The sequence below is a fragment of the Methylobacterium sp. JK268 genome (assembly GCF_054052225.1).
Window position 1 is genome coordinate 189,078 of the sequence record NZ_JBSVZN010000013.1, and the last position, 24,165, is coordinate 213,242.

The following is a 24,165-nucleotide window of genomic DNA, read 5'->3' on the forward strand; positions in this document are numbered from 1 at the left end:
AAATGCGGCAAAAACAATGACCTAGGGCAGCACCCGAGTGCAGCGCGATCGGGTGCTGTTCTAGAGAACCCAGTTCGACCAGGCGCGGCTCACCTTGGCGCGGTTGGCCGACCACCATGTGATGTCGTTCATGAAGCCCTTCGAGACCGTCCAGGGCGTGCCGGTGGCCGGGTCGATCAGGATCTTGGAGGTGTGCGGATAGACCTTCTTGTTGACCGGAATGGCCTTGTAGGCGGCGAGCCAGCGCTTCTGCACCTCCTCGCTGATCGTGTAGTCGATGAAGGTGAGCGCGGCCTCCGGCGCCTTCGAGCCCTTCGGGATCGCGTAGGACTGCACCAGCACCTGGTTCTGGTTCCACTGGATGCCGAGCGGCGCGCCGCCGTCGATCGAGGCCTGGGCGCGGGTGTTCCACAGCACCCCCAGCACGGCCTCCCGGTCCGCCATCATCTGCGCCGAGAGCGCGCCGGTGTCCCAGAATTTCGGCACCGCGGGCTTGATGCGGCTCATCGACTTCAGGGCGCGGTCGATGTCGACCGGGTAGACCTTGTCCATCGGGACGCCGTCCGCGAGGAGCGCGATCTCAAGGTTCGGGGACCCCGATTCCATGCCGGCGAGCGTGCGCGGTCCGGGGAACGCCTTGGTGTCCCAGAACTCCGCCCAATTCTTCGGCTCCGAGCCCGGGCGGAACACGTCGGTGCGGTAGCAGAGGACGAAGGCGTACACGAAGGAGCCGACCTGGTAGGGCAGCTTCAGGCTGGGCTCGATGTCCTCGACCTTCGCGTACTTGAAGGCGCCGTAGTCGATCGGCACCAGGGCGCCCGCCTCCTCCAGCATCAGGTTGGCATCGTTGCCGGTGTCGATGCAGTCGATCTCGACCTGACCGGCCTTGTACATCGCCAGGAGCTTGCCCATGGTGCTCGGCACGGGGACGATCTCAATGCCGGTCTCCTTCAGGAACGGCTCGTAGACGGTCCGGCGCTTGACCTCGTCGAAGGACCCGCCCGGGGTCCTGACCCGCAGCTGCGTGGCGGCCCGCGCAGGCCGCGTGATCACCGCCGGTGCCGCGAGGAGCGCCGCGCTCCCGACGACGAAACCGCGTCGCGTGGAACTCGTGAACAGCCTCGTCATCGCGGGCCTCCGCAGCAGGACAAGGAAGCTTAACCGACCGGATTTTTGCTTGGCTAGTCGAAATCCTGGGCAGATCAGCAGAATGAGTCGGCATCGTGCGTCGGATTACGGGCGCCGAACCTCCGCTGGTCTGAACAAACCGTGCAAGGCTGGCGCCAGACAGGGGCCGGGGGCGGGGGCCTGTGCGATCGGGAGTCTGGCGCTCGGCCTCGGGTGTGCTCCTGGTGCGGCATCCGCGCGCGACACGTCGAGGACGTCCGGGCCATCATGCGCTGCGGCGCGCTGACGAGCGCCGCCCGGCTCCTCAACGTGCCGCAGCCGGCGCTCAGCCAGAGCCGGCTCCAGGCCGGAGACGAGCCCGGCCTCCGGCTGTTCGAGCGGGTGAAGGGCCGCTTGGTGCCGCGTGGACGGCCTCATGCCACGGTCCCGCTTCGCGGGCGTGGTCACGGTGTCCTTCGCGCCACACGTGCGCTGCCGGTCTCGCGGCTCACCAGCGTCCGGCGCCTGTTCTCGCACCACCGCGCGCGGCTGCGCGAGGACCTGCGCCGTCGCCGCCCTGCTCGGCCGGAGACCGGCCGGCCCATGAGCTCAGTCCACGCGAGCGCGCCGGCCAGGGAAGCGGCCAGGAGATCGCTGGCGCCCGGTTTTGATGCTCGGAACCCCACACCTTGATGGTTCAAGCGGCTGAAAAACCGTCGCTTTGATGACATTCCGCTCGGCGACCGACGTGGAGACCGGCGCGGGCCGCCCATCGCCGAGCACCCGTGCCTGCTCGCGGCGCGCGGGGGACACCGATGCCCCGTCCCGAGCGCGGAAGCAGGAACACGCGATCAAAAGTCCGTGATCCCGTGTTGCGGGCCCGGGCCCTCCGCTTACTTTGGAAGCGTTCCAATCTGGGGGGCCCGGGTGAAAACCTTCGATCAGCTCAGCGAGCGCGAACTCCTCGCACTCGCCATCAGCAACGAGGAGGAGGACGGCCGCATCTACGCGGACTTCGCCCACTCACTGCGCGACGAGTACCCCGACACGGCCCGCATCTTCCAGGACATGGTGGCCGAGGAGGGCGATCACCGCCGCAAGCTGATCGACCTGTTCGTTCGGGCCCACGGGGATCACATCCCCCTCGTGCGGCGGCAGGACGTGCGGGGCAACATCGCCCGAAAGGCCGTCTGGCAGATCCGCCCCCTCGGCGTCGACGCGGTCCGCCAGTACGCCGCGCAGATGGAACGCGACGCCGAGCGCTTCTACCGCCAAGCCGCGTCGCGGGCGACCAATGCCGCCGTGCGCAAGCTCCTGGGCGATCTGGCCGACGAGGAGGCCGAGCACCAGCACAGGGCGGTCGAGGCGGAGGAGCGTCGCCTTCCCGGGGAGACCCGGGTGCGGGAGAACGAGGATGCGAGCCGCCGGTTCGTCTTGCAGGTCGTTCAGCCCGGGCTGGTCGGGCTCATGGACGGGTCGGTCTCGACGCTGGCCCCGGTCTTCGCCGCGGCCTTCGCCACTCACAACTCGTGGAACGCGTTCCTGGTCGGCCTCGCTGCCTCGTTCGGGGCGGGCATCTCCATGGGCTTCGCGGAGGCGCTCGCCGATGATGGCAAGCTGTCCGGGCGCGGAACACCCCTCCTGCGCGGCCTGGTCTGTGGGTTGATGACGGTCGCGGGCGGCATTGGGCACACCATTCCGTACCTGATCCCGGACTTCTTCACGGCGACGGTGGCAGCCGCGATCGTGGTTGTGTTCGAACTTCTCGCAATCGCTTGGATCCAGTGGCGCTACATGGACACACCTCCACTCGCGGCTGCGGCCAAGGTCATGTTCGGCGGAGCGCTGGTTCTGGGAACGGGAATCTTGATTGGAAGTGCATAGTCAACTCATATCATTTGGAACATATCCGATAAATCAAGTCGCAGTCATTTTGAATAGCGTTGTAAAATAGGCGAGAATTCAATGACATCGGCAATTGAAATTCATACGATAACACGAAAGATGATCGCGAGATGAAAAAGTTCTACCTAATACTTATTTTATTACTTTTCAGCCGCTCGATAGCTGGGCTCAGGTGCTCAGTGAGGGTCAAGTAAAAGAAAAAAAGCTACTTGAGCCAGTGTATGTTCGGCCTATGTACGGCGGTCCTTACCGTGCCTGCGGCGGTGCATGCCTCAAGAGCGGGCAGCTCTCCTGGTACTGCAATGCTAAGCAGGCATGCGTTCTCGAATGCAGCACGTCGCCCCCGGTTCGACGATGCGCAGAGCAATAATGCATTCAGATATTCATACGTCAGAATTTGAATTTAAAATACACTTTCATATTCAACGCGCGAAGCGAGAGACACTTAAAATTCTAGATCTCAGCCGCCGGTATCATTCTACGTAAGATACGAATGAATGATTTCGATCAGCTCCTCTGCTGCATCTTCGCGGGTCTCGTCCGGCAGGCTCACGCGCGGGATCAGGTACTCGCGCACGTGCTCCTCCAGGATCTCGGCCATCAAGCCGCTCATCGCACCGCGTGCGGCCGTGATGCGCTGCAGGAGATCCGAGCAGCTGGCTTCGCCCTGCAGCGCCCGCTCGATCGCGTCCACCTGCCCGCGCAGCCGCCGCACGCGATTCACGAGACCGCGCGTGTCGCGCAGCACGTGCGCCGCCGCGGGCGATCCTGGCATGGGCCGGGGCGCATCGTCCTTCTCAGACACGGGGACCTCTTCCTTGTGACCGGCTTTCTTGAACGATTCCAAAAAAGCTCTTGACACCCATCGCGAGCAACACCATACCCCAGGCCGTATCCGGCGACAGTCGGGTCCGACGTCACTCCCAGAGAACCGATGAACCCTCGATCTAGACCCTTGTCCCACATTCGCCACGCTGACCGCACGCTCTGTGCCGTCCGCGGCCAGGGTGGGACGGTTGGCTTGAGGGAGAGCGGAACCGCTCGCCAGCACGCGACGCGCTAAGCCGGCAAGGATAGACCCCGCCGGCGCAGAGCGTCCGCCGGCCGGTTCAGCCCTCCTCTCAGGTCGCGACCCCAATCCGACCGACGCAGAGGAGGCGGCCATGGCGGCCCTCGCTCAAACCCTTGCCCTCGACGGCGTTCTACCCTTCGGGCTTCTGCGTGGCGCGACGCCCGTTCTCCGGCTGCGCACCGAGACAGTTGCTCCACCCGCGCTCGCCACGATCTCCCCCGGGCCCGCCGCAGAGCGCGGCCGGGGGCGTCTCGCGCTTGCGTGGCACCAGGACGAGGCCGGCCGTCTCGTCTGCACCTGGCACCTCGCCTCACCCTGATCGGGGACGGCCCTGATACGGCCCCGGGTATCCCGCCATCTCTCACGCAGTGAGGGGACGATGACCGCGCACCCGCAACCCTCTTCCGCGGAGCCTCCCAGTCGTCGGCACGACCGGATCGCTCGCCGCGTCAGAGCGGTCCGGAGACAGGCGCATGTCGGGCAGGTGAGCAGGACGGATCCCTGAGATCCGCCTGACCTTTGCCCGCCAGCCGCCTTCTTCGGACCGGTCAGTTTGGACACCGAAACAGCCGAAGGAGGCCCACCATGCCGGTCCTCGCAACCTGCGCCGCACGCCACTCACGCGATGGTGCCCCGGTCGCTCCTCCGTCCGTCGCGACCTGGGTTCGCGTGCGCGCTCCGGGGCGGCAGTACGAGGTCGCCTACCTCTCATTCGTTCGAGCTTTCCTGAGCGGCAGGCCTGGGGTGGACCGCGTGGCCGTCAATCCGTTCACGGCAAGCATCGTCATCCGCTGCCGGCCCGACTTCGACCTGAGGACGGCTTGCGCGCAGCTGGGCCTGCAGGTCGCTGAGGAGTGCACGCCTCCCGTCGCGCGCCAGGATGGCGGGGCCGCCCTGCTCGCCAAGCTGTTCGCCGACGTGCTGGCGCGATCCCTCGGTCTGGAGCCCGTGGCATCGGTCCTGGTGGCATCGGTCCTGGAGGCGGTCGTTCTGCCCCAGGTCCGGCGGGCGATCGGGCCCGGGCCCGCCGCGGTCTGAGCGCCCTCCCGCCACCCCGGAGCGGAGGCCCACGATGTCGCTCCTGCCCCACGATCCCGACCTCCCCGCGAGCGCCGAGCCGCTCGGGAAGCCGGCGTGCTCTCCCGGTCCCGACGAGATCACCCGGCTGCACGTCGCCCTCGATCTCGTCCGCGAGCAGACCAACCCGCGCACGGCCCGCCTCCTGCGGGCCGGGGTGCGGCACATGGCCAAGACGCTGATCGAGGAAGCCGGTGAGGTCGCCCTCGAGGCCTCGCGTCACAACGCCCGCGCGACCGCGCGGGGGAGCGCGGACCTTCTCTACCTCCTCGTCGTGCTCTGGCGCGAGTGCGGCATCGCCCCCGACGAGGTCTGGGCCGAGATGCGCCGGCGCGCCGACCGCTTCGGGCTTGCCGAGAAGCCGCCGAAGAGCGCCGCCCTGTTCGAGCCGGGTCCCCGAGCCCGGCAGGATCTCCCGTGACCCCTCCTGCTCAGGACGAGCGCATGGTCGCGACACTTTTGGCCGGAGGCCATTGCACTCCTGGGAGAGCCCGCGCTCGATCCGATGGGGCGACCTCAGGACCGGGAAACCATTTCACCGACCCCTTCGAAGCGGCTGAGGAGGCCGCGAGCCGGCATCGTCAGACCCGTCGCGGAGACGATGATGTCGACCCTTCAGCATTTGCGACACGCCCCGCCGCGCGACGCGGCACAGGTTCTCGACTGGGGCTCGGCCGGCATGTCGCGGACGCCGAGATCGCCGAGGAGGGCGAGGCGCTCGCGTTCGCGCACGGGTCGGGGGACATGAGCTACCGGCTCCGCCCTTGACCGGGGGCCTGCGCCCGCCTCTCGTGACCCTGGTAGGATGCGTTCTTGCCCACGCGGCGGTCCATGGGACCGGTGCGCAGCGCGAGCACGAAGGCACGAAGCTGCTCCTCGATCAGGCTCGACTGCGTCATCATCTTCTGCGAGGCCGCGAGCACGCTCCCGGCGAAGTCCTCGGTCCGGCTCGCGCCGGAGCGCACCTCGGTGATGTTGGAGGCCAGTCTGACGGTGCCGTCCGCGACCATCTGCACGCTGCGCGCGATGTCGCTCGTGGCCGCGTTCTGCTGCTCGACGGCGGAGGCGACGGAAGTCGTGGCGTGCAGGATGTCGGTCATCATGCCGACGAGCTGCTCGTTGCCCTCGACGGCGCGCCGGGTGCTGGTCTGAATTTCGCCGACGCGGGCAATGATCTGGTCCGTCGCCTTCGCGGTCTGTCCGGCGAGGACCTTCACCTCCTGGGCCACCACCGCGAAGCCCTTCCCGGCGTCGCCGGCCCGAGCCGCCTCGATCGTGGCATTGAGGGCCAGCAGGTTGGTCTGGCTCGCGATCGACTGCACCGAGCCGATGATGGTGGCGATGCGCTCGCTGACTTCCGCCAGCTCCTTGACCTGCTGGGCCGAGGCCGCCGCGGTCTCCTGCCCGCGGCGCACCACGTCGGCCACGCCGTTGACTTGCCGCGAGATCTCCTGGATCGAGCCGGACAGCTCGTCGGTCGCCGCGGCCACCGTCGTCACCTGCTCGGATGTCTGGCCCGAGATCGCCGAGGCGGCGTCGGCTTCCTGTGCGGTCTGGGTCGAAATCGCGGTCAACGACTGCGCTGTGCGCTCCATCTCGGCGGTGCTCTGGGCGACCGTGCTCACCACGCCGGCCATCGCGCCCTGGAAGGAGGCGAGAGAGGTTTCGAGGTCCTGGTTGCGCTTGATCTTCTCGCTCGCGGTGAGCGCGGCCTGCTCTTCGAGGCGCTGACGCGCGACGGCGTTGTCGCGGAAGACGAGCACGGCCTTGGCCATGGCGCCGATTTCATCCCGCCGGCCGGTGGAGGGGATCTCCTGCTGAAGATCGCCGTCCGCCAGCCCGCGAATCACGTTCGCCAGCCCGCTGATCGTCTTGGCGATCGAGCGCCCGATCAGCGTGGCGAGAAGGGTGATCAGCCCCGCCGCGACCATAACGCCCTGGAGCAGGCCGAGCAGGGCGGCACGCACCTGGGCGGCGGTGTCGTCGGCATAGACGCCCGAGCCGATGACCCAGCCCCAGGGCTCGAAGCCCTTCACGTAGGAGATCTTGTCGACCGGCCTGTCCTCGCCGGGCTTGGCCCACTGGTAGTCGACGAACCCAGCGCCGGACTTGCGCACGACATCGACCATCTCGACGAACAGCGCCTTGCCGTTCGGGTCCCGGGTGCCGGTGAGGTCGGTGCCGTCGAGGGCCGGGCGTGTCGGGTGCATGATCATGCGCGGTTGCATGTCGTTGACCCAGAAATACTCCTTGCCGTCGTAGCGCATCGCCCTCAGCGCCGCGGTGGCCAGGGCCTGTGCCTGCGCACGCGACACCTGCCCGGCCCGCTCCTGCTCGGCGAAGCCAGCGACGAGGGTGTGGGCGGCCTCGACCAACTGGCGCGTCTTCGCCATGCGCGCGTCGACGACGGTATCGCGCAGAGCGACGCCTGCGAGCACAACGATGACGCCGATCCCGAAAACGGCCGCGGCCGTGAGGGCATGCAATTGGGCCCGGATCCCGAAAGACATACCGTCTTCCCCTTGATGTTCGACTGCTTGCCGTGCGTCCGCCTCGCGGCCGTCGAGCAGGTTCGAGGTTCGCCACCATTCAGATCGCAAAGACGTTGCGACTTCATGATCGAGTGGTGTTTTCACCGACACTATCCCGGATGTCACGGTTTAGCCGGAATGGATTAATCCGAAGCGAGCTGTTATACCGCCGAGCTTATGAACTGATCTATTCCAGCTAGGGATAGGTGCAGAGGGACTGGATGCGGCCAGTCTCGGCGGTCGGGGCGTTCCAGGTGCGGCGGCACGCCTCGACGACGGCCTCGAAGTCGGCCAGGAGGCGATGCGAGAGGTCCCGCTCCCGCAGAGACAGCCGGACGCGCTCGACCGGGTGGGCGTGTCGCAAACTCGGGTTCAGGCCGCCGGGGCGTGTCGCAAACGCTCAACGGTCGAGATCACCGTCTCCGCAACGGGTCTGACGATGCCGGCTCCCGGCCTCCTCAGCCGCTTCGAAGGGGTCGGTGAGGTGGTGTCGCGGCCCTGAGGTCGCCCTATCGGATCGAGCGCGGCAGCCCGTCGCTGCCACCGCGCAGTCTGGCGGCCTGAAACGCGGTGTCGTCAGCCGTTCTGGCACGCCGATTGCTACTTGCCGGACATGTGAAAATCGCACATATCCTTGCGGCAACCGCGATTCCAGGACCGTCCGATGACCGCACCGAGGCTGCCTCCGCGCACTTACATGACCCTGCGCCTCGACGCGCTCAACAGCATGGCCAAGCAACTCGGCTCGCGCCTCCACGAGAAGGCTCTGGGCCTGTCGTTGCGCGACGTGCGTCTGCTGCTCCTGGTTCACGAGCAGCCTGGGCTGACCGTCGGCGAACTCGTGGAGATGTCGTTCCTCGAGCGCACCCTCGTGTCCAAGAGCGTGACCCAGCTCAGCCGGATGAAGCTGGTGAAGCGCTGCGCCGTCGTCGAGGATGCGCGTCAGGTCGGGCTGAGGCTCACGGCGACGGGCGAGGAGACCGCCCGGCGGGCGCGCGAGATCGCGCTGAACGGCATCAACGGCATGATGTCCGTGCTGACGCCCCATGAGCGAGAGATCTTCGAGATCGCGCTGGAGAAGATGACCCTCAAGGTCAGCACGGACCTCGAAGCGGTCCTTCGCGCCGAACGCGACGCGGTTCCGGCCAAACCGCAAGCCGCGGCGGAATAGCAATTCGAAGATTCGAGCACGGTATCGGCACAAACGGAATCCTTTCCGAAAAAACAACTCTGTGCCGGCAAGCAGGACATCGGCAGTAAAAACTTAAATTACGAAGGCCTAGCGATGGATATCTCAGTTCATTCGACCGTCGACGTTTCCCCTTCGTCCGGCCTCAGACGAGACCTCGGCCTGCGCGACCTCGTCGCTTACGGCTTGGCCTACATCGCGCTCGTCGCGCCGCTGTCGACGCTGGGCTTCGTCTGGGAGGCCTCGGGCGGCCTGATCGCGCTGGCCTACCTGCTGGGCGCGGTCTGCATGTATTTTACCGCCAAGAGCTACGCCCTGATGGTCGAGGTCGTGCCGCAGGCGGGCTCCGTCTACGGCTACGCGCGCCACAGTCTCGGACCGTTGGCGGGCTTCCTCGCCGGCTGGCTCATCCTGCTCGATTACCTGCTGATCCCGGCCCTGGTGTTCACGCTGATGGCCGTCGGCATGCAGACGCTGATGCCGGGGATCGACCGCGGCACCTGGGTCGTGATCCTCGTCGGCATCGCGTTCGCGATCAACTGGCTCGGCGTCAAGGTGACCACGCGGGTGAGCCTGCTCTCGGTGCTGGTGCAATGCGTCATCGTCGCCGGCGTGCTGGGGCTGGCCATCCACGCGCTCTCTCAGGGCCGGGGCACCGGCGGCCTGACCCTGGCGCCGATCTACGACGCGGCCGCGTTCGACCCGGGCCGCCTCTTCGCCGCCACGTCGATCTGCGTCCTCTCGTTCCTGGGCTTCGACGCCATCTCCACGCTCTCGGAAGAGGTGCGGGACGGCGACCGGGCCGTGGTCGGACGCGCGATCATGGGGGTCCTGCTGATCTGCACGGCGGTCTTCTTCGTCACCACCTGGGTCCTGGGCAACCTGATGGCGGGTGTCGAGATCCAGAACCCGGCGACGGCGATCTTCGATCTCCTGGCCGTGCAGGTCGGGCCGTGGTCCGCGACGGCGCTCGCCTGGCTGATGGCGATCGGGGTCGGCTTCGCCAATGCCCTGCCGATGCAGGTCGGCGTGGCGCGGGTGCTGTTCGCCATGGGACGGGATCGGCAGCTGCCGCCCTTCTTCGCACATCTGCACAGCGAGCGGCGTTTTCCCGACGCCGCGATGGCGTTCTCGACGGCCCTGTCGCTGCTCGTGGCGCTCGCGATGCGCGATCGCATCGATACGCTCGCCTCCTTCGTCAATTTCGGTGCGCTGTCGGGATTCCTGATGCTGCACCTGTCGGTCCTGGTGGAACTCGGCATCCGCAACCCGGCGCGGCGTCTCCTGCCCCACGTCGTGGTGCCGGTGGTCGGCATCGTGGTCGTGCTCGCGGTGTTCACCGGCATGCAGCCCGAGGCGCTGGCAATCGGCGCCGCGTGGCTGGCGATCGGCGTGCTGTACGGCCTGTGGCTCAACAAGAAGGGGCGTGTGGTGCTGGACGTTTGACTCTCAACGCGACGATCGAAAGTCCTGCTGGAAGTCTTGCATCATGTCTTTCTCTGAACAACGCGCGCCTGCGGACGATCTTCTGCTGGGCTCCGCACGCGACATGCTGCGGGCCCTGGACCGCGGCGGCATCGGCGCCGAGGAATTGCTGCGCCTTCACTGGGAGCGCAGCGACCGCCTCAACCCGGTGCTGAACGCGATCGTGGACCAGGATCGCGATTCGGCCCTGGCGGCGGCCCGGCACGTCGACCGGATCCGCGCGCAGGGCGGCCGTGCGGGCGTGCTTGCCGGCCTGCCGATGACCATCAAGGACTCGTTCGCGGTCGCCGGCATGAGCGCCTGCTGCGGCATGCCGGCGATGAAGGACCACCGGCCGGCGGCCGACGCCGTCGCCGTGGCGCGCCTGCGCCGGGCCGGAGCGGTGATCTACGGCAAGACCAACGTGCCTTACGCCTGCGGCGACCATCAATCCTACAACGACGTCCATGGCACCACCCGCAATCCGTGGGATCCGTCGCGGACGCCCGGCGGCTCCTCCGGCGGCTCGGCGGCCGCGCTGGCCGCGGGACTGACCGCCCTGGAATTGGGCAGCGACATCGGCGGCTCCATCCGCTGCCCGGCCCATTTCTGCGGCGTGTACGGGCACAAGACGACGTACGGGCTCCTGCCGGGGGCGGGCCATCTCCCGCCCGCGCCTGACCCGTCGCGGCCGCCGGAACTGAGCGTGATCGGTCCGCTGGCGCGCGACCCGGGCGACCTGTCGCTCGCGCTCGACGTCCTTCTGGACCTTTCAGGCGCGGACGGCGCCGCGCCGCTGCCCGTCGCGCGGCACGCGCGGCTGGCGGATTTCCGGGTCGGGCTGTGGCTCGATGCCTATCCGCTCGAAAGTGCCTGCCGCGCGGCCATCCTGCGCTTCGTCGACGATCTGAGGCATGCCGGCGCCCGGATCGACGAGGGCGCGCGCCCGGACATCGATCCGGCCAAGTCGAGCGCGGTCTACCTCGAGACGCTGTTCGGCGTGCTCGGCAGCCGCATGGACGAGAAGGCGCGGGACGCGTTCGTCACCCTGGCGCGCGCGGCCGGGCCCGTGCCGTATGCCGAGGCGCTGCTGCGCGCCGTCGAACGGCCCGGCCATCTCGACCCCGCAATCCGCGCGGCGCGCGCGGGCCTCGGCCGGGCCTGGCGGGCCTTCTTCGACGCCTACGACGTGCTGATCTGCCCGGTCACGGCGACGACCGCCTTCCCGCACGACCATGCGGGCGGACACGGGCCGGCCGCGCAACTGCACCGCACCCTGCAGGTCGATGGCAGGCCGCGGCCCTACCTCGACACCCTGCAATGGCCGAGCCTGGCCACCGTCGCGAACCTGCCCGCCACGGCGATGCCGACCGGCCGCCGCGTCGACGGCCTGCCGGTCGGCGTCCAGATCATCGGCCCGCTGGCGGAGGACCGCACGCCCCTGCGCTTCGCCGAGCTCGCGGCGCGGCACTTGGAGCACTCGGGGCACTTGGGGAACTCGGGGCCGCTGCCCGCCGCGACACGCGTCTCCGACTCGCTGCGCAAGGACGAACAGGATGTCCCGGAGCTTCTCCATGGGTGAGCTGACCTGCGATGTGGCGGTCGTCGGTGCCGGCCTGGCCGGCCTGGAGGCCGCGCGGCGCCTGCTGGATGCGGGTATCGATGCCCGCGTCGTGGAGGCCCGCGACCGCGTCGGCGGTCGCCTGCTCAGCCGCCGGCTCGACTGCGGCGCGGTGGTCGATCTCGGGGGCCAGTGGGTCGGACCGATGCACCATCGGGTTCTGGCCGCCGCGCGCGCGCACGGGCTGGACCTGTTCCCGACCCATGTCGACGGCGACTCGCTGTTCCTCGTCGACGGCGCAGTCCAGCGCCGCCCCGGGCTGTTCCCGGAGCTGGATCCGGAGACCCGGCGCGCCCTCGACGACGCCCTCGGGACGCTGGACACGCTCCGCCGTCAGGTGCCGCCCGACGCGCCCTGGACGGCGCCGGGAAGCGGCGACCTGGACGGACAGACCTACGCGAGCTGGATCGACGCGCATGTCCCGAGCGCGAAGGCCCGCAACGCCCTGGCCTACATCGCGCTGTCGGTGTTCTCGGTGGAGGCGCACGAACTCTCGCTGCTGCACCTGCTCTTCTACGTGGCGGCGGCGGGGGGGATCGATGCCCTGATCAACACGCGCGAGGGCGCGCAGGATCTGCGTTTCGTGGAGGGAGCGCAACAGCTTCCGATCCGGATGGCCCGCGCGCTGGGCGACCGGGTCCACACGGGTGCGCCGGTCCACCGCATCGCGCAGCAGGACGGCGGGGTGTCGGTGCACGGGGACGGCCTGCGGGTCCGCGCCCGGCGGGCGGTCGTCGCGCTGCCGCCGACGCTCGCGGGGCGGCTGGACTACGCGCCGCCGATGGCGGGACTGCGCGACCAGTACACCCAGCGCGCCGCCATGGGGACGGTCATCAAGGTGATGGCCGTCTACGCGCGGCCGTTCTGGCGCGGGCAGGGGTTGTCCGGGCTGGCCTCGTCGCCGGACCTGCCGGTCTCCCTGGTCTACGACAACTCGCCCGCCGACGCCGCGGTGGGCATCCTGGTGGGTTTCCTGGAAGCCGATGCCGGGCGCGTCTGGGGCCGGCGCGGCGCGGACGCACGCCGCGCGTGCGTCACGGACTGCCTGGTCCGGCTGTTCGGTCCGCAGGCCGCGGACATCATGGACTACGTCGAGCTGGACTGGGCCCAGGAGGCTCACACGCGCGGCGCCTACGGCGGCTACATGCCGCCCGGCGCCTGGACGTCGTTCGGCCGCGCCGTGCGCGAGCCGGCCGGGCGCATCCACTGGGCCGGGACCGAAACCGCCACCGTGTGGAGCGGCTACATGGAGGGCGCGCTGCAATCCGGCGAACGGGCCGCGGACGAAGTCCTCGTCGCCCTTAAGACCTCCGGATCCTGACAGGATATCTTTCTGATACTGTCTTGTGTCCGCCATGTGGCAAATAAAACAAGAAAATAGGTTAGCCAATACGGTTCTATCTTAAAGATCGGCCTTTCGCGCCCAGATATGTGTGAAATGCACATATCCGGTCTGCCAGACCGGAATTCGAACGGCTGAGGTCGATCGCGTCGTCAAATGGGGGTTCTGACATGTGGACGATCGTTCAAACCCGTGCGTTCGAAGGTCGATCGCCGGCGGTCCGGAGCCGCCGCCGGGCGGTCGCGGTCCTTGCGGCGCTCGCCGCGATGGGCGCTCCGACCGCGGCATCCGCTCAGGCGCCGTCGGCGGCCGCCGCGTTCAACGGGCAGGCCGAGGAGCGGAGCAACCCCGAGCGTGTCGAGACGGCGGCGAGCCCGGTCCGCTCGGGTCCGCTGGCGCCCTTCGCGAACCAGATGGCCGAGCACGGACTGACGTTCGACTTCACCATCCTCAACTTCTACCAAGCCAACCCGTCGGCCGGCCTGCGCCCCGGGCAGCAATCCAACGCGACCTACTTCGTGCTGTCGATGACCGCCGACATGCAGAAGATCGCGGGCCTGTCCGGGGGCACGATCAATTTCACGCAGTTTCTGTTCGGAAACGTCCGCAACCTGAACATGGCCGGCGATATCGGCGATTCCACGCTCGGCTATCAGCCGCCGTACAATCCCGGGCCGACCCGCCTCTCCTTGCTTACCTATCAGCAGAAGCTCCTCGACGACCAGCTCGTCGTCGAGGTCGGCCGAACCCATCCGATACAGTACTATGCTCTGCCGCCTTGCGGCTCGATCAATTCCTGCTTCCTGGACCTGCTGGTTTTGAACGGCGGTTTCAGCGGGCCGCTCTACGGCGTCTGGGGGGGCAACGTCGCGTACCAGATCTCGCCCACCACCTACGTTCAGGCCGGCGCCTTCTCGGTGAGCCCCAACACCACGTTCCTGTCGGGGTACGAGTGGGGCTACGAGCGCCAGGGCGGCCCGCTGATCCTGAGCGAGCTCGGCTACAAGACCGACTACACGACGAGCGCCTATCCCAGCCGGTTCTCGGTGACGGGTTTCTTCAACGCCGCCAGCCACGAGGACAATTTCAAGACGGTGCTCGGAACCTCCAAGGGGCTCAACCCCTCGGATCCGGTCCTGCAGAGATCGGGCACCTCCGGACTCGTGCTGACCGGCGTGCAGACGGTCTGGCGCGCCGATGGCGGCCTGGAGAAGAACCCCACGCCGACGGCGCTGTCGGCTTATATCGGTGCCGGACAGGCCTTCGATCCGACGATCCCGATCCAGACGAACGTGTTCTGCGGCGTCCTGCTCCAGGCTCCGGATCAGGGCAGGCCGCTCGACACCTACGGCCTGAAGTTCAACTGGCAGCGGTTGGCCGCGGACTACACGCGGTTCCTCGCCGACGCGAACCTGGTCTCGGGCGGCACGGGCGCCCCATACGCGCGGGACAAGTTCGTGCTGGAAGCCAATGCCCATTTCGAGCTCGGCCGCGGCGCCGCCTTCGAGCCGGTGGTCCAGTACGTGATCAATCCGAATTCCTACTGGGACCCGTACACGAGCCGCCGCGCCAGGGACGGCTTCTACGTCGGCGGCACCCTGCTCCTGCCGCTCGGGGGCCTTCTCGGCCTGACTCCGGGTTGACCGGGCGCGTCGCGATGGCGATCGCGCCTGCCAGGACCGCTGCCTGCCGTCGCCGATCTTGACGCGGGATCCGCGCGGCGCGGCAATCGGCGATGATCCAGAATCGCGCGGACCAAAGTTCCGTGGATTGGGGTGCGAACCGGATCGAGGTGGCGCAAGGGCCTTCGTTTGGTGATCCAGCGCCGCCATTTTGAGCCCGACGGCGGTGACCGGACGGGGATTTCGGACCGGGCCGAATGAGAGGTCATACCAATCGGCGTTGATCACAACCGGTAGGCCCACGGGCGTAGTGCGGGGATATGATCTTCCAGGGGCGTTGTCGGACGGACTCTGAGGGGCTCCCGTCCGGCCCGTCGCGGCGCACGAGGGACGAGACAGCCCCCTGTAGGGTCCAAGCGCGGTCAGCTTGACCATACGGGGAGCTGCTTTTGACCCTTTGCATCCCCCGGGACGGTCAGCTTCCGGGCTGTCGACGAGTCGGATGCTGGCGACCGGGTTCGGTGGGTTTCCAACGGCTCGGTTCCTGAATGAACGACGGCCAAGCGGATATTCGGACAGGCGGTCGCCTCCGTTCCCGGCCCCCATAAGCGGGACGCCGGAGGTGATAACAGCGGGAGGCCCAGTGTCGCCGCGCCCCGTCGAACAGGGACGCCTTGGTTTCAGGCCCGCGTCGAGGCGCGGACGATCAGCGACTGGGGCGGGGCGGCCTTTCGGTTGCCGCGGCGGGTCATTCGCAGGGCGGAGAGGAGCTTGTGGACGGCCAGGGCTCCCATCTCGTCCAGCCTGAGATCGACCGCCGTCAGCGGCGGGTCGCATTGCATCGCTCGCAGCCCGTTGTAGCGCGTCGCGATCCGGAGATCGGTCGGAATACCGCGCCCGAGCGAGCGGGCCGCCTCGACGGCGCCAGTCGCGAAGGCGTCCACGAGAACGAGCATGCCGTCGATGGACGGATGGCCGGCGAGAAGCTCGGCGCAGGCCCGTGCCGCACCGTCCTCGCCCTCACTCTCCGGCAGGCGCAGCACGAGCGGCTCTTGGTCCGTGCGGCGCGCAAAACTGCGGTAGACGCGCTCCGTCACTTCGTAGGACGTGCGATCGATGTCTCCGACGACCAGCGCCAAGCGCGACGAGCGTTCGGCGAGATGCGCGATCAGAAGCTCGGCGGTGAGCTCGGACTGAAGATCGACTTCCTCGATCCCCGCCATGCCCCCCGGAACGCGGCCGATGGCGACGGTGGGCACGCCCCGGGCCGCCAGCGTGGTCAAGTAGGGGTCCGCGCGCGAGGGCTCGATCACCAGCGCGCCGTCGATGTCGAGGTCGAGCCGCGACAGGTCGGTGCCGGCGATCGGGGGAACCAGCGTCAGAGCGATGCCGTGCTCCATCGCCGCCATCGAGGCGGCGGCGGCGATCTCCATCATGAAGCCGAGCCGCGATGGGCCGGCGGAGACCGAAAAGGGCATGGACGAGAAGAGCGCGAAGTTGGCTGCGCCCCCGGTGCGAAGCCGGCGGGCGCTCAGATTGGGCCGGTATCCGAGGTCGAGGGCGGCCTTCTCGACCTTGATCCGGGTCTCCGGCTCCACGGGCCGTCGCCCGGTGATGGCGTTGGAGGCCGTGGAGGGGGACACGCCAGCGGCCTCTGCCACCATCACGATGGTGGCGCGCCCTCCGAGGCGCCGGGACGGGAGCTTTGCCTGTTTGTTGCTCAAGGGGACAACGACCTCGCCGGCATTGTGATTAAAGTGTAATCATTCTCCGAATGGAGCTTTCGTAGCATGTTGACGCTTGTTTACAGGGGAAGCTCGGTGTAAAAAAACGTTGTAGAGACAGGCAGCCGCGCCCGAAGCGCGCTGTAGACTGCATTGCTGGAAAGACCGCTCATGTCCGTCTCCGCCGCTGTCGAGGCATCGACCCCCGATCAGGTCACGCTGCGCCGCCGCTCCGTCGGGCTCATCGCCTCCGACCCCGTCCGCTCGGCTGGAGGCTACACGCTGTTCGCGCCACAGACCGGGGGCGGCACCGTGTACCTCGTCGACATCGCGGGCGAAGTCGTCCACCGCTGGCAGATGCCGGTCCGCCCCGGACGCGACGCCGTCATCCTGCCCAACGGCAATCTGGGCTACAACGGCAGCCATCCCGATCCCTTCCGGCCCTATCCGGTCTGGCCGCTCTGGCGCGGCGGCGATTTCTACGAGGCGACGCCGGAGGGCGACATCGTCTGGCACTTCGAGGACCCACGCCACCACCACGACGCGCAGTGGCTGGCCAACGGCGATCTTCTCTACGCCACGGTGGAGCCACTCTCGGCAGAACTCTCCGCCCGCGTCACGGGGGGCGACCCGAGGCGCGACGCCCCCGACGGCATTGTTCAGGGCGACGTGATCCGGCAGGTCAACCGGCGCGGCGAGACCGTCTGGCGCTGGGCGGCAGGCGAGCATCTCGCGCCCGAGGACTATCCCATCCATCCCATCTTCGACCGCCGCCACTGGCCCTTCGTCAACGGGCTCGGCGAGACGCGCGACGGGCTGGTCCTCATGAGCCTGCGCGTCACCTCGGGCATCATCGCCGTGGACCGCGACACGGGTGCGGTCGCGTGGCGGATCGGCGCCGACCTCCTGGCCCAGCAGCATACGCCGATCGAGATGGCCGACGGCTCGATCCTGTGCTTCGACAACGGCAACCTGCGCTCCGGCGTCACCGCCCCCTATTCGCGCGCCGTCCAGATCGACCCGCGTTCCGGGCGCACGGTCTGGGAGTACACCGACCCGCTCAAGCCGGCCTTCTTCTCACCCTACATGGGCAGCGCCGAACGCCTGGCCAACGGCAACACCTTCATCTGCGAGTCCGCCTTCGGCCGCCTGTTCGAGGTGACGCCGGAGGGCGACGTGGTCTGGGAATACGTCATCCCCTTCTTCGGCGAGTATCCCGACGACGGGGCCCGCGACTACGCGGCCGGGCTGCAGAACAGCGTCTTCCGCGCCCACCGCTACAGCGCCGACCAGATCCCCTGGCTCGAGCGATAGGACGCCCGCGACAGGAGATGGCGCGATGACGCTCCCGGCCGTTGCACCCGCGAGCGGGACCCGCCCGTCCCGATCCCGGCATCTTCTCCCGCGCCTCGGCTCGGCCGGCGCTCTCTCTTCCTTCGCCCTGGTGATCGGTGTCTGGTGGCTGGCGACGGTGCTGGCGCCCGTTTCCTCCACCATCCTGCCCACGCCGCTCGACACGGCCCTGGCCTTCCGCGAGATGGCCGCGAGCGGCGTCCTGTGGAAGGACCTCGCGGCCTCCCTGTCGCGCGCGGCGATCGGCTTCGCGATCGGAGCGGGGCTCGGCGTCGCGGCAGGCCTCCTGACCGGCCGCACGCGGATCTTCCGTCTGCTCCTCAACCCGTTCCTGGCGGTGATGCGTCCGATCCCCGCCATTGCCCTCGTGCCCGTGGCGATCGTCTGGTTCGGCATCGGCGAAGGCTCGAAGTATTTCGTCATCGCCTATACTGTGTTTCTCGCGGTCTGGTTCAATACCCACCAGGGCATGGACTACGTCCCCGACATCTACATCCGCGCCTCGCGCTCGCTGGCGACCTCGCGCTTGCGCGAGTTCTTCCTGGTGGTGGTTCCCGCCGCCGCCCCGCACATCCTCGCCGGCATCCGGCTGGGCGTCGCGCTCGCCTTTCTCAGCCTCGTGGCAGCAGAGCTGACGGGCGCGTCGTCGGGCATCGGCTACCGCCTCCAGGAGGCGCGGCAATACATCCGCACCGACCGCATGTTCGCGCTCCTGATCGAGCTCGGCCTGATCGGTGCCTGCATCGATGCGGCCGTCTACCGGCTCGGCCGCCGCATCGTCCACTGGCAGCAGGCGTGAGGGCGGCATGACGATCGACACGGCTCCGACGGCCCCCGCGACGACCCGCGCCGCGGGGCTCGTGGAACTCTACGAGGCCGAGATCCGCTTCGGCGGCCCGCATTCCGGCGTCCTTGCCCTGCAGCGGACGTCCCTGCGCCTCGAGCCCGGGTCTTTCACCGCGCTGATCGGGCCATCCGGCTGTGGCAAGTCGACCCTGATGAACGCCATTGCCGGCTTCGTGCCCCTCAGCCACGGCTTCGCGCGCATCGACGGCGAAGAGGTGAGGGCGCCGAGCCCGCGCGTCGGGGTGATCTTCCAGCAATACGCCCTGTTTCCGTGGTTCACGGCCCGCGGCAACATCGAGTTCGCGCTCGCCAACCAGGGCGTTCCGCGCTCCGAGCGCCGCGAGCGCGCCCTCACGGCCCTGGAGGAGGTCGGGCTCGCCGGCCAGGGCGAGAAGTATCCGGGGCAATTGTCCGGCGGCATGAAGCAGCGGGTCGCCATCGCCCGCACCCTGGTTTGCGAGCCGAGCGTCCTCCTGATGGATGAGCCGTTCGGTGCGCTCGACGCGCAGACGCGACTCTCCATGCACGCCCTGCTTCTGCGTCTTCTCGCCCGTCATCGCGCCACCGTGCTCTTCGTCACGCACGATGTCGACGAGGCGTTGCTCCTGGCCGACACAGTCCACGTCATGTCGCAGGCGCCCGGACGCATCCTGGCGACCCATGCGATCGACACGCCCCGTCCGCGCTCCGTCAGCCGCTTCGACGCCGCGCTCGGCGATCTGCGCGTCGCGATCGTCGATCTCCTTCATCCCGCCCCGTGAGCGCCTATCCGGAGTCTCCCCCATGGCCAGCATGTCCCGCCGCCTGCTGATTGCCGCTTCGGCTCTCGCCGTTGCCTCTGCCACCCTTCCGGCCCGCGCGCAGGACAGCCTGACCCTCGCATGGTCGCCCGCGCCGCAGATGCCGCAGATCGACGTCGCCGTCGCGGACGGTCTGTTCAAGAAGGCGGGGCTCGACGTCGCGGTCGTGACCTTCGCCAGCGGCCGCGAAGCCTTCGAGGCGCTGACCGGCGGTCAGGCCGACCTCGCCACCATGGCCGAGCTTCCGGCCGTGATCGGCGCCTTGCGTCACCAGACCTTCAAGGTCGTCGCCGACCTCGCCCGCTACGAGGGATCGCGTCTCCTTGCCAAGGCCACCTCCGGCATCGCCGCACCGGCCGATCTCGCAGGGCGGCGCGTCGGCGTCACGCTCGGCACCAACACCGACTTCTTTCTGGGCAAGATCCTGAGCAAGGCAGGCGTCACGGCCGAGATCGTCAACGCCGCGCCGGCAGACCTCGTCCCCGCGCTGCTGCGCGGCGACGTCGATGCGATCGTGCCGTTCCCGAACGCCTACCCGGCAGCCGCGCGGGCGCTCGGGAAGAACTACAGGGACATCCGCTCCGATCTCTACGAACCGCACTTCATCCTGGCGGCGAGCCCCGCCGCGCTGGCGACCAAGCGGGACGCCGTGACCCGCTTCCTCGGCGCGCTCGTCACGGCCGACGACCGGGTGAAAGCCGATCCGAATGCCGCGGCTGCCGCCGTGGTGGCCACGCTGCAGGGGAATATCGACGCGGACGCCGTGCGCACGCTCTGGAAAGACACTGCGATCGGAACCCGCCTGGACCGTTCCTTGCTCGACCTCATGGTCGAGCAAGGTGCCTGGATCGTCGGGCGCGGCTTCGTCAAGGCCAGTGCGCCGAGCGTCGAGACGCTCCGCCCCTTCATCGAGCCAGGTCCGCTGGCAGCGGTCGCCACGACGAGCGTGACCGTCGACGCACTGCGATGATGGCGCCGCGCGGCCTCGCGCCTCGAGGGGCCGGACGAGAAGCCAAGTCTTTCCAACGTCCGCCATTCGAGATGGGCACGGCCGAACATCGGGCGCTTCACCAGCTTCAGGCGAGTGATCTGGCCTTCGGTCTGCCCGTTCGGCCACGGCTCCGTCGGCGCCGCAGCGACCGCCGCCTCGATTCGCGCTCGCTCATCAGGACCCGCCCCATGGCGGCCTCCCAGGCTCGTCCGGACAGGGGAGTGTGCCATTCCACCTTTGGCCAGCTGGGACATTCCAACTTTGCGCCTACAACCGTGATTCGCATAAGTTCTGTTATGGAACTAAGAGAGACGCCGCGGCCCGATACCGGCCGCCAAAAATCGTGACTTAAAGTGGGGTGACACGGCTGTTTTGCTGTGATCCTCGTTGTGCGGCGGGGGTTTGGACGCAGAACGACGGCGCTGGCGATCACCGGACCGAGTTGACGGCAGACGAGTTGCGGGCGGAGGCGCGGCGGCTGAAGGACGTGGCGCAGGCCCGCCGCTGTCTGGCCCTCGCGGCGGTGCTGGACGGACAGCCGCGCAGCGCGGCCGCGACCCTGGCCGGGATGGATCGGCAGACCTTGCGCGACTGGGTGCATCGCTACAACGCCGAGGGGATCGCCGGACTGTGCGATCGCCCGCGTCCCGGACGTCTGGCGCGGATGGGCGCCGAGCAGCGGGCGGATCTCGACACGCTGGTGGAGGACGGAGCGGACGTGGCCCGGGACGGGGTGGTGCGCTGGCGCTGGGCCGACCTGAAGAAGGTGCTGTCCGCGCGCTTCGGGGGAGCCTGTCGGAACGCTCGATCAGCCGCCTGCCGGGCGCGAGCCGTGGCCGCGGGCCTGGTGATGCCGCGCGCCGACACCCAGGCGATGAGCCTGCACGTGGCGGAGATCGCCCGCACGGTGGCGCCGGGCGCACACGCCGTGATGGTGATGGACGGGGCGGGTTGGCATACCACGTCGGCCTTGCAGGTGCCGGAGGCCATGGCTGTAGGGACGGCCTATGCATTGCTCCTCGTTCAGAGCGATCGCTGACGCACCCCGAACTTGATCCGCAAACGCCGCGCCGGCTCAGCGCAAACCGGACCGCTCGCGGGGCGGCCGTCAGCGGTCGCCGCCGTATTCGGGAACGCGCTCGCGCTCCATCAGGTTTGCTTCGCGCCGCAACGCCTCGGCCAGCAGTGCCTCGCGCTCGCGCACGCGGGTCGTGAGCGCCGCAATGCTGAGCGCTGCGACCGGACGGCCGGCAGCGTCCCGGACCGGCACACCGATCGCGCCCATCGTGTCGATCACGCGATCGAGCAGGACCGTATAGCCCCGCTCGCGCGAGGCGCGGACGGTGTCCCAGATCTCCGACGGGCTCAGTCGCGGATAGGGGCCGAGGCGCTGGACAACGATGCCGAGGATGGCCTCGACCTCCCGGTCGGGGAGCCAGGCGAGGATCGCCATCGCGCCAGCGCCCACCCCGAGGGGGCGGCGGCTGCCGATGTCGAGGTAGTTGGCCCGGATCGGGTAGGAACCAACCTCGCGCTCGATGCAGACCGCCTCGACCCCGCTGCGCACCGAGAGCAGCACCGTGTCGCCGGACATCTCTGCGAGGCGCACGAGGCTCGGGCGGGCGAGCGCGCGCAGGTCGTCGGGCCGGCCGCTGCTCGCGGTGAGGGCGGTCAGTTCGGGGCCGAGGCGCCAGCGCCGCCCGTCCGGCGCCCGCGCGGCGAAGCCCTCCTGGGCGAGCGTATCGAGGATCCTGAGCGCCGTGACCTTGTTGAGCCCGGTCTCGGCCGCGATCTCGGCGAGGCGCCGCGGCGTTGGCGCGGCGAGCGCCCGCAGAAGGGCGCAGACCTTCTGCACGGCGTTGGGCTCGCCCGCCGCGGGCGGCTTCTCGGGCGGCCGCTCGGGCGATTCATGGGGCACGGGGTCGCTCACGCGGCCTCCGCCCCGCCGAGGTAGATCCGGCGCAGGAGCGCGCTGTCCTGCAGGGCGCCCGCGCTCCCCTCCCCGGCGATGGCGCCCGCGTCGAGGAGGTAGCCGTAGGCGGCGTGGCGCAGGGCCTTCTCGACGAGCTGCTCCACCAGCAGGATCGCCGTGCCGGCGCGGGCGAGGCGGGAGGCCACGTCGAGGATGCGGTCGACCACGATCGGCGCGAGGCCGCCGGAGGGCTCGTCGAGGATCAGCAGCCGCGGCTCGGCGATCAGGCCCTGCGCCACGGCCAGGATCTGCTGCTGGCCGCCGCTCAGGCGCGAGGCCTGCTGGTGGCGCCGCTCGGCGAGTTCCGGAAAATCGGCGTAGATCCGCTCCAGGTTCTCCCGCGAGGCCCGGCCCCGTCCCGCGTAGGTCCCGACGCGCAGGTTGTCCTCGACGCTGAGCGTGGTGAAGACCCGGTGCCCTTCGAGCACCTGGACGAGGCCCGCCCGCACGATGTCGCCGGGGGCCGCCCGGGTGATGTCGGTCCCCGCGAAGCGCACGGAGCCGCGCTGCTTGGGGATCAGCCCCGAGAGAGCGTGCAGGATGGTGCTCTTGCCCGCGCCGTTGCGCCCGAGCATGACCACGAACTCGCCCTCGCGCACGGCGAGGCTGACCCCGTGCACGACGTGCGCCTTGCCGTAGGCGACGTGGAGGTCCTCGACCTCCAGGAGAACCGCACCGGCGCGGGACATCGTCAGGCTCCCAGGTAGACGCGCACCACCTCGGCGTCGCGGCGGACCTCGTCGGGGCGACCGTGCTTGATCAGCCGGCCGCGGTCCAGGGCGGTGACGCGGTCGCAGACGCGGAACACGAAGTCGGTGTGGTGCTCGACGAGCAGGATGCCGACGCCGCCCTCGCGGATGGCCGCGAGGATGGCGGCGAGGTGGCCGATCTCGGCCCCGGTGAGGCCCCCCGCCGGCTCGTCGAGGAGGAGGAAGCGCGGGCGCAGCGCCAGCGCCCGGGCGATCTCCAGGAAGCGCTGCTCGGCGTGCTCCAGCAGGCCCGCCCGGCGGCCGATCGCGTGGCCGAGCCCGATCCCGTGGACGAGGTCCGTCGCGTGGGCGCGGATCGCCCGCTCCTCTCGCCGGGCGGCCGGCCAGGCGAGCGCCGCCGCGAGGAAGCCCGAGCGCACCTCGCGCCACGCGCCCAGCATGGCGTTGTCGAGCACGGTCAGCGAGGGCAGCAGCCGCGGCTTCTGGAAGGTGCGGGCGATGCCGAGCCGCGGCCGGCGCTGGACCGAGCGGCGGGCGAGGGAGTCCCCGTCGATCTCCACGTCGCCGCCGTCCGGGCGGTAGTAGCCGGACAGGAGGTTGAGGAGCGTCGTCTTGCCCGAGCCGTTCGGCCCGATCAGCCCGTGGATCTCCCCCGGGCGCAGGTCGAGGGAGACGGACTCGAGGGCGGTGACGCCGCCGAAGCGCTTGGTGATCGCCTGGGCGCTCAGCGCGCCGGATGCGGGCACGCTCACGGCAGGGCCTCCCGGGCGAGGGGCGCCGGCGCGGGTTCGTCCGGCGCCGCCTGCGCCGCGCCGAGCGCGCGGCGCAGGCAGGGGAGG

22 protein-coding genes are annotated in these 24,165 nt (G+C 69.1%); 14 read left to right on the plus strand and 8 right to left on the minus strand.

Features of this window, described 5'->3' with window-relative positions:
• Positions 1 to 60: 60 nt before the first annotated feature.
• A complete protein-coding gene (locus ACW9J6_RS16405; protein ID WP_457117552.1) occupies positions 61 to 1,128 on the minus strand; it encodes an ABC transporter substrate-binding protein in 1,068 nt (355 codons plus the stop codon).
• A gap of 213 nt (positions 1,129 to 1,341) precedes the next feature.
• Between ACW9J6_RS16405 and ACW9J6_RS16410 the strand changes: the two genes are divergently transcribed.
• Positions 1,342 to 1,800 (plus strand): LysR family transcriptional regulator, encoded by a 459-nt coding sequence (locus ACW9J6_RS16410; protein ID WP_457117553.1) that lies wholly within the window; start codon positions 1,342 to 1,344, stop codon positions 1,798 to 1,800.
• A 234-nt stretch (positions 1,801 to 2,034) separates the two neighbouring features.
• Entirely contained in the window at positions 2,035 to 2,991 is a 957-nt protein-coding gene (gene mbfA / locus ACW9J6_RS16415) for an iron exporter MbfA (protein WP_457117554.1), read from the plus strand.
• A gap of 499 nt (positions 2,992 to 3,490) precedes the next feature.
• Here mbfA and ACW9J6_RS16420 read toward each other — a convergent pair whose 3' ends face one another.
• Positions 3,491 to 3,817 carry a metal/formaldehyde-sensitive transcriptional repressor gene (locus tag ACW9J6_RS16420; protein ID WP_457117555.1) on the minus strand — a complete coding sequence of 109 codons (327 nt, stop codon included), beginning with the start codon at positions 3,815 to 3,817 and terminating at the stop codon, positions 3,491 to 3,493.
• A gap of 1,020 nt (positions 3,818 to 4,837) precedes the next feature.
• Here ACW9J6_RS16420 and ACW9J6_RS16425 point away from each other — a divergent pair.
• Both ACW9J6_RS16425 and hisE read left to right on the plus strand, forming a co-directional pair.
• A complete protein-coding gene (locus tag ACW9J6_RS16425; RefSeq protein WP_457117556.1) occupies positions 4,838 to 5,122 on the plus strand; it encodes a hypothetical protein in 285 nt (94 codons plus the stop codon).
• Between the two features lie 34 nt (positions 5,123 to 5,156).
• Complete coding sequence (gene hisE / locus ACW9J6_RS16430) at positions 5,157 to 5,582, plus strand: phosphoribosyl-ATP diphosphatase (protein WP_457117557.1); 426 nt, start codon at positions 5,157 to 5,159, stop codon at positions 5,580 to 5,582.
• 328 nt (positions 5,583 to 5,910) lie between these two features.
• On the opposite strand, the gene ACW9J6_RS16435 is transcribed toward hisE, so the two are convergent.
• Together ACW9J6_RS16435 and ACW9J6_RS16440 are read right to left on the minus strand one after the other, a co-directional pair.
• On the minus strand, positions 5,911 to 7,797 hold the full coding sequence (locus ACW9J6_RS16435; RefSeq protein WP_457117558.1) for a methyl-accepting chemotaxis protein: 1,887 nt from the start codon (positions 7,795 to 7,797) through the stop codon (positions 5,911 to 5,913).
• 91 nt (positions 7,798 to 7,888) lie between these two features.
• A complete protein-coding gene (locus ACW9J6_RS16440) occupies positions 7,889 to 8,056 on the minus strand; it encodes a hypothetical protein (RefSeq protein ID WP_457117559.1) in 168 nt (55 codons plus the stop codon).
• 333 nt (positions 8,057 to 8,389) lie between these two features.
• Here ACW9J6_RS16440 and ACW9J6_RS16445 point away from each other — a divergent pair, with 333 nt between their 5' ends.
• From ACW9J6_RS16445 to ACW9J6_RS16465, 5 genes are all read left to right on the plus strand, one after another.
• Entirely contained in the window at positions 8,390 to 8,863 is a 474-nt protein-coding gene (locus ACW9J6_RS16445) for a MarR family winged helix-turn-helix transcriptional regulator (protein WP_457117560.1), read from the plus strand.
• A 114-nt stretch (positions 8,864 to 8,977) separates the two neighbouring features.
• Positions 8,978 to 10,327 carry an APC family permease gene (locus ACW9J6_RS16450; RefSeq protein WP_457117561.1) on the plus strand — a complete coding sequence of 450 codons (1,350 nt, stop codon included), beginning with the start codon at positions 8,978 to 8,980 and terminating at the stop codon, positions 10,325 to 10,327.
• The gene (locus ACW9J6_RS16455) at positions 10,308 to 11,927 is read left to right on the plus strand and encodes an amidase (RefSeq protein ID WP_457117562.1); all 1,620 of its coding nucleotides are present in this window, start codon (positions 10,308 to 10,310) and stop codon (positions 11,925 to 11,927) included. The genes ACW9J6_RS16450 and ACW9J6_RS16455 overlap by 20 nt, the downstream gene beginning before the upstream one ends.
• A complete protein-coding gene (locus ACW9J6_RS16460; RefSeq protein WP_457117563.1) occupies positions 11,920 to 13,287 on the plus strand; it encodes a flavin monoamine oxidase family protein in 1,368 nt (455 codons plus the stop codon). Before ACW9J6_RS16455 ends, ACW9J6_RS16460 begins: the two co-directional genes overlap by 8 nt.
• A gap of 287 nt (positions 13,288 to 13,574) precedes the next feature.
• Positions 13,575 to 14,951 (plus strand): carbohydrate porin, encoded by a 1,377-nt coding sequence (locus tag ACW9J6_RS16465; protein WP_457117564.1) that lies wholly within the window; start codon positions 13,575 to 13,577, stop codon positions 14,949 to 14,951.
• Between the two features lie 659 nt (positions 14,952 to 15,610).
• On the opposite strand, the gene ACW9J6_RS16470 is transcribed toward ACW9J6_RS16465, so the two are convergent.
• On the minus strand, positions 15,611 to 16,594 hold the full coding sequence (locus ACW9J6_RS16470; RefSeq protein WP_457117576.1) for a LacI family DNA-binding transcriptional regulator: 984 nt from the start codon (positions 16,592 to 16,594) through the stop codon (positions 15,611 to 15,613).
• A 231-nt stretch (positions 16,595 to 16,825) separates the two neighbouring features.
• Between ACW9J6_RS16470 and ACW9J6_RS16475 the strand changes: the two genes are divergently transcribed.
• The 5 genes from ACW9J6_RS16475 to ACW9J6_RS16495 all read left to right on the plus strand — a co-directional run bounded on the left by ACW9J6_RS16475 (position 16,826) and on the right by ACW9J6_RS16495 (position 21,683).
• Entirely contained in the window at positions 16,826 to 17,968 is a 1,143-nt protein-coding gene (locus ACW9J6_RS16475; protein ID WP_457117565.1) for an aryl-sulfate sulfotransferase, read from the plus strand.
• 25 nt (positions 17,969 to 17,993) lie between these two features.
• On the plus strand, positions 17,994 to 18,806 hold the full coding sequence (locus ACW9J6_RS16480) for an ABC transporter permease (protein WP_457117566.1): 813 nt from the start codon (positions 17,994 to 17,996) through the stop codon (positions 18,804 to 18,806).
• Positions 18,807 to 18,813: 7 nt separating this feature from the next.
• Positions 18,814 to 19,614 (plus strand): ABC transporter ATP-binding protein, encoded by an 801-nt coding sequence (locus ACW9J6_RS16485; RefSeq protein WP_457117567.1) that lies wholly within the window; start codon positions 18,814 to 18,816, stop codon positions 19,612 to 19,614.
• A 22-nt stretch (positions 19,615 to 19,636) separates the two neighbouring features.
• Positions 19,637 to 20,623: an ABC transporter substrate-binding protein gene (locus tag ACW9J6_RS16490; protein WP_457117568.1), complete on the plus strand. Its 987-nt coding sequence runs from the start codon at positions 19,637 to 19,639 to the stop codon at positions 20,621 to 20,623.
• A 463-nt stretch (positions 20,624 to 21,086) separates the two neighbouring features.
• Positions 21,087 to 21,683, plus strand: a complete 597-nt coding sequence (locus ACW9J6_RS16495) for a helix-turn-helix domain-containing protein (RefSeq protein ID WP_457117569.1) — start codon at positions 21,087 to 21,089, stop codon at positions 21,681 to 21,683.
• A 69-nt stretch (positions 21,684 to 21,752) separates the two neighbouring features.
• Here ACW9J6_RS16495 and ACW9J6_RS16500 read toward each other — a convergent pair whose 3' ends face one another.
• Genes ACW9J6_RS16500 through ACW9J6_RS16510 form a run of 3 tightly spaced genes read right to left on the minus strand, consistent with a single transcriptional unit; the run spans position 21,753 to position 24,078 of the window.
• On the minus strand, positions 21,753 to 22,574 hold the full coding sequence (locus ACW9J6_RS16500; RefSeq protein ID WP_457117570.1) for an IclR family transcriptional regulator: 822 nt from the start codon (positions 22,572 to 22,574) through the stop codon (positions 21,753 to 21,755).
• Positions 22,571 to 23,305 carry an ABC transporter ATP-binding protein gene (locus ACW9J6_RS16505; protein ID WP_457117571.1) on the minus strand — a complete coding sequence of 245 codons (735 nt, stop codon included), beginning with the start codon at positions 23,303 to 23,305 and terminating at the stop codon, positions 22,571 to 22,573. Before ACW9J6_RS16505 ends, ACW9J6_RS16500 begins: the two co-directional genes overlap by 4 nt.
• Positions 23,306 to 23,307: 2 nt before the next feature.
• Complete coding sequence (locus tag ACW9J6_RS16510) at positions 23,308 to 24,078, minus strand: ABC transporter ATP-binding protein (protein WP_457117572.1); 771 nt, start codon at positions 24,076 to 24,078, stop codon at positions 23,308 to 23,310.
• Positions 24,079 to 24,165: the final 87 nt, after the last annotated feature.